At 61.6% G+C, this 4,867-nt stretch carries 8 protein-coding genes; 3 read left to right on the top strand and 5 right to left on the bottom strand.

The annotated features are described in order from the left end of the window. The 3 genes from VN623_RS09730 to VN623_RS09740 form a co-directional block, all read left to right on the top strand. A partial coding sequence (locus VN623_RS09730) for a S41 family peptidase (protein WP_325570532.1) occupies positions 1 to 645 on the top strand: 645 nt, incomplete at its 5' end. Positions 646 to 754: 109 nt separating this feature from the next. After that, the gene (locus tag VN623_RS09735) at positions 755 to 1,288 is read left to right on the top strand and encodes an RNA pyrophosphohydrolase (protein ID WP_325570534.1); all 534 of its coding nucleotides are present in this window, start codon (positions 755 to 757) and stop codon (positions 1,286 to 1,288) included. A 157-nt stretch (positions 1,289 to 1,445) separates the two neighbouring features. Continuing rightward, a complete protein-coding gene (locus VN623_RS09740) occupies positions 1,446 to 1,976 on the top strand; it encodes an RNA pyrophosphohydrolase (RefSeq protein ID WP_325570536.1) in 531 nt (176 codons plus the stop codon). 20 nt (positions 1,977 to 1,996) lie between these two features. Here VN623_RS09740 and VN623_RS09745 read toward each other — a convergent pair whose 3' ends face one another. The 5 genes from VN623_RS09745 to VN623_RS09765 all read right to left on the bottom strand — a co-directional run. After that, a complete protein-coding gene (locus tag VN623_RS09745) occupies positions 1,997 to 2,395 on the bottom strand; it encodes a F0F1 ATP synthase subunit epsilon (RefSeq protein WP_325570538.1) in 399 nt (132 codons plus the stop codon). Between the two features lie 29 nt (positions 2,396 to 2,424). Continuing rightward, a complete protein-coding gene (locus VN623_RS09750; RefSeq protein ID WP_325570540.1) occupies positions 2,425 to 2,700 on the bottom strand; it encodes a hypothetical protein in 276 nt (91 codons plus the stop codon). 58 nt (positions 2,701 to 2,758) lie between these two features. Next, the gene (atpD, locus tag VN623_RS09755; RefSeq protein WP_325570542.1) at positions 2,759 to 4,192 is read right to left on the bottom strand and encodes a F0F1 ATP synthase subunit beta; all 1,434 of its coding nucleotides are present in this window, start codon (positions 4,190 to 4,192) and stop codon (positions 2,759 to 2,761) included. A 20-nt stretch (positions 4,193 to 4,212) separates the two neighbouring features. Next, positions 4,213 to 4,617, bottom strand: coding sequence for an organic hydroperoxide resistance protein (locus VN623_RS09760; RefSeq protein ID WP_325570543.1), 405 nt, complete (start codon positions 4,615 to 4,617; stop codon positions 4,213 to 4,215). Between the two features lie 13 nt (positions 4,618 to 4,630). Beyond that, the coding region (locus tag VN623_RS09765) for a F0F1 ATP synthase subunit gamma (protein ID WP_325570545.1) at positions 4,631 to 4,867 on the bottom strand (237 nt) is incomplete at its 5' end.

Raw genomic sequence — 4,867 nt, forward strand, 5'->3', positions numbered from 1 at the left:
GCCATCGTCCTGACCAAGGGCCGCAACAACGAAGAAACGCAGCGCGCCAACGCCCGTCCGGGCGACATCACAGACGGCAAGAAGATCGCCGTCTTGATCAACGGCGGATCGGCGTCGGCCTCCGAGATCGTCGCCGGTGCCTTGCAGGACCACAAGCGTGCCACGATCATCGGCACGCGGTCGTTCGGCAAGGGCTCGGTACAGACGATCATTCCGCTCGGTGCAAATGGGGCGATCCGGCTCACCACGGCGCGTTACTACACGCCGTCGAACCGATCGATTCAGGCCAAGGGCATCGAGCCTGACATCAGGGTCGACGAAGCCGTCCCGGACGACCTCAAGGACAAGGTCGGCGCTGAGAAGCCGCGTGGAGAAGCCAGCCTTCGCGGCCATCTGAAGAACGGCGCCGACGCGACGGTCAAGGGCGAGGAGTCGGGCTCACCGTCCTACGTTGCCAAGGATGCCGACAAGGATACGCAGTTGCAGTACGCGCTGAGCTTCCTGCGTGGGACGGCAAAGGGGCCGGAAGCGGCAAATGCGGGAACACCGCCGCCGTCGACGACACCATCGCCAGCCCCGTCCTCGGGCGCCGGCGTCACGACCCCGACGCCGCCGGACGACGACAAGAAGACGTCGCCAAACTAAGCCGGCGCACGTCTGAACTGTTTTAATTCGAAGGGCGCCCCCGTGGCGCCCTTCGTTTTTGTTCGACCAGCCCGGGCATCTCTCCGGCCGCACCGATGAGGATTTACCTATGACGGACAGCCCGAAATCGCCGGTCGATCCCGAGACGCTGCCTTACAGGCCGTGCGTCGGCCAAATGGTGATCAACCGTGCCGGCCTCGTCTGGGCTGGCCGTCGCGCCGACTCGACGAAAGATGCCGAAGGCTCGGGCACCTGGTGGCAGATGCCTCAGGGCGGCGTAGAGCCCGGCGAAGATCCGGCAATTGCGGCGCGACGCGAACTCTTCGAAGAGACAGGCATTCGAACCGTCATAGAGATCGCCGAGATGCCTAGCTGGCTGACATACGAACTTCCGGCCGAACTGGTCGGCCGGGCGTGGGGCGGCCGGTATCGTGGTCAAAAGCAGAAGTGGTTCGCCTATCGCTTCACCGGCGACGATAGCGAGATCAGCATTACCCCGGCACCCGGGCTCGAAGCCGAATTCGCCGAGTGGCGATGGACCCCGGCCAGCGAATTGCTGGACCTGATCGTGCCTTTCAAACGCGATGTCTATCGCCAGGTTCTGGCGGAATTCGCGTCCTATGCCCGGCCCGAAAGCCGGTAAGCGCGCGCGGCCCGGCAAGTTACGCACGCATAAAACGAAGCGCTTTGCCGCTGCTGCCACTATGACAGCCTAATGTCATAAGCCTGCTATGTTTTTCTGTACGATAGGCGAATCATGGCGCAAATTGAATGCGCGGTTGTCCACAGGCATTTTTTGCATGACTCTTCTGCCTAATCCGTCCGACCTCACGCAAGGCGCCCTGCCGTTCCGCACGTGCGTCGGCATGATGCTGTTTAATCGCCAGGGCCTGGTTTGGGTTGGGCGGCGGCGCCCGAAATGGGCCGGCGATCATACGGCCCACATCTGGCAAATGCCGCAGGGCGGCGTCGAAAAGTTCGAGCCGCCACGCATCGCGGCGTTGCGCGAACTGCGCGAGGAAACGGGCGTTACCAGCGTCGAGATCGTTGCCGAACACCCCGAGTGGCTGACCTATGAACTGCCCGAAAACCTGCTCGGCATCGCGCTGAAGGGCCGCTATCGCGGCCAAAGGCAAAAATGGTTCGCGATGCGCTTCCTCGGCGACGACAGCGAAATCAATATCGCATCGAAGGAAGGGCTCAAGGCGGAGTTCGAGACCTGGCGGTGGGCACCCATCGAGGCCGTGCCGAAACTGATCGTGCCGTTCAAGCGTGACGTCTACGAGCGCGTCACGCGCGATTTCTCGCACTTTGCCGATCAATCAGTCTGATGCGATGACTGGCCGGCGGCTCAGGCAGCCCTTGACGACAACCGCTTCAATTCACTGATGAGCGTATCGGCCATCATCTTCGACGCATCGTCCTTGGCTGCCGCCAGTTCCGCTTCCGCTGCCTTCAGTTCAACGGCAATCGCCGCCGAAGACATCTCTTCGACATCGTAAGCCTTCTCGGCCAGAACCGTCAGCCGTGACGGGTCGACCTCGGCAAAGCCCGACTTGACGAAAAGGCGCCGCTTCGTACCACCGGCCGTTACGTCCAGAACGCCCGGCCTTAGCGTGGAAATGATCGGAGCGTGTCCAGCCAGAACGGCGAATTCACCGTCCGCGCCCGGTACGACAACCTGATCCGCGTCGATCGAAATCAACACTCGCTCGGGAGAGACGAGTTCGAATTTGAATGTGCCTGCCATGCTGCGTTCCTGGAACCCTTCTGATCCGCTCAGCCTTCGCGCGTCTGTTCCGCTTCGCTGTCGTCTTCTGCGCCCGCCTTCGCCCGCACCTCTTCCGGCGTCTGCAACTTCGTACCGCAGAACGGACAGAAGAAGAGCGGATGATCGACAAGCCCCGGCTCTTCCTCTTCGAGGTCGACGAGCCCGACCGTCATGTAGATCACACCGTCGGGACCGACGGTGATCAAGGGTTCGAAGTCTCCGCCTTCGAGAGCTTCTTTCAGCTCTTCGCAGCAGCTTCCGAACTTCGTTGCGGCTTCCGCCATAGGTCGTTCTCCTGATGGCGCGCGACGAGCGGCTCAGCCACTCGCGACCGCCAAGCGATTATGCCGCTTCGGCGAGCTTTTCCGCCTTCGCGATCGCCTCGTCTATAGTACCGACCATGTAGAACGCCGGTTCCGGGAGATGATCGTAATCGCCCTCGCAAAGGCCCTTGAAGGCCTTGATCGTGTCGGCCAGCGACACGAGCTTGCCGGGCGAGCCGGTGAAAACTTCGGCCACGTGGAAGGGCTGAGACATGAAACGTTCGATCTTACGTGCCCGCGCCACGGTCAGCTTATCTTCTTCCGACAGCTCGTCCATGCCGAGAATGGCGATGATATCCTGCAGCGACTTGTACTTCTGCAGAATGGCCTGAACCCGGCGGGCCACCTGATAGTGCTCTTCGCCGACAACGCGAGGGTCGAGCATGCGCGATGTCGAATCGAGCGGATCGACGGCCGGGTAGATGCCCTTTTCTGCGATCGAACGCGAAAGCACGGTCGTCGCATCAAGATGCGCGAACGATGCTGCCGGCGCCGGGTCGGTCAAGTCGTCGGCCGGAACGTAGATCGCCTGCACCGACGTGATGGACCCCTTCTGCGTCGTCGTAATGCGCTCCTGCAGCGCGCCCATGTCGGTCGCCAGCGTCGGCTGATATCCGACGGCTGACGGAATGCGGCCCAGCAGCGCCGAAACTTCCGAGCCCGCCTGCGTAAAGCGGAAGATGTTGTCGACGAAGAACAACACGTCCTGGCCCTGATCACGGAAATGTTCGGCGACCGTCAGCCCCGACAGCGCGACGCGAGCGCGGGCGCCCGGCGGCTCGTTCATCTGACCATAGACGAGTGCGCACTTCGAACCCTTGGCCGAACCATTGTTCTTCTTCGGATCGAGGTTCACTTTCGACTCGATCATTTCATAATAGAGGTCGTTGCCTTCGCGCGTGCGCTCGCCGACGCCGGCGAATACCGAGTAGCCGCCATGAGCCTTGGCGACGTTGTTGATGAGTTCCATGATCAGAACGGTCTTGCCGACGCCGGCGCCGCCGAACAGGCCGATCTTGCCGCCCTTGGCGTACGGCGCCAAAAGGTCGACGACCTTGATGCCGGTGACGAGTATCTGGGCTTCCGTCGCCTGATCCTCGAAGGTTGGCGATGGCTGGTGAATGGCGCGCTTGGCGCTCGTTTTGATTGGACCCGCTTCATCGACCGGCTCACCGATCACGTTCATGATGCGGCCGAGGGTTTCATCGCCAACGGGCACTTCGATGGGCGCGCCGGTGTCGATCACTTCCTGGCCACGCACCAGACCTTCGGTCGAGTCCATCGCGATCGTTCTGACCGTGCTCTCGCCAAGATGCTGCGCGACTTCAAGAACCAGGCGAGCGCCATGGTTCTTGGTTTCGAGCGCGTTCAGAATCTCGGGCAGCTGACCCTCGAACTGAACGTCGACGACGGCGCCCGTCACCTGGCGAATCTTCCCAACGTTTTTAGCCATTTTTATCTCCAGCGGAATGATCAGACGACGCTCAGCGTTACGGGGATGTTGTTGCGCGTCGCCTTTGAATAGGGGCAGATCTGGTGGGCATCATCGGCAAGCGCTTTGACCTTCGCTTTGTCGGCACCCGGAATTGAAACGGCTATATCGGCTTTGAGCGCGAAGCTCGTCGCGTCCTTGTCGATTTCGATGGCGCACGTCACCTTGGCAGCAGAACCGTCGAGCCCATGCTTCTTGGCCAGCAGCAGAATTGCTTGCCCGAAGCATGATGACCAGCCGAGCGCAAAGAGCTGCTCGGGGTTGTGGCCCTCGCCCGAACCGCCCATGTCTTTCGGCAGCGCCATTGCGAGCGCCAGTTTGCCGTCTTCGAGAACGGCGCGGCCATCCCGGCCGCCCTTCGTCGTTGCACGCGCGACATAAGCCATTGCTCGCCTCCGGTCAGAGCGCTTCCGCGCCCGAGATGATTTCGATCAGTTCCTTGGTGATGTTCGCCTGGCGCTGGCGATTGTATTTGATCGTCAGCTTGTTGATCATATCGCCGGCATTGCGCGTGGCGCTGTCCATCGCCGACATGCGCGAACCCTGCTCGGACGCGGCGTTTTCCAAAAGTCCGCGGAAAATCTGCGTCGAGATGTTGCGCGTCAGCAGGAAGCCAAGCACCTCTTCCTCGCTCGG

The sequence above is a fragment of the Hyphomicrobium sp. genome (genome assembly GCF_035572195.1).
Classification (GTDB): domain Bacteria; phylum Pseudomonadota; class Alphaproteobacteria; order Rhizobiales; family Hyphomicrobiaceae; genus Hyphomicrobium_B.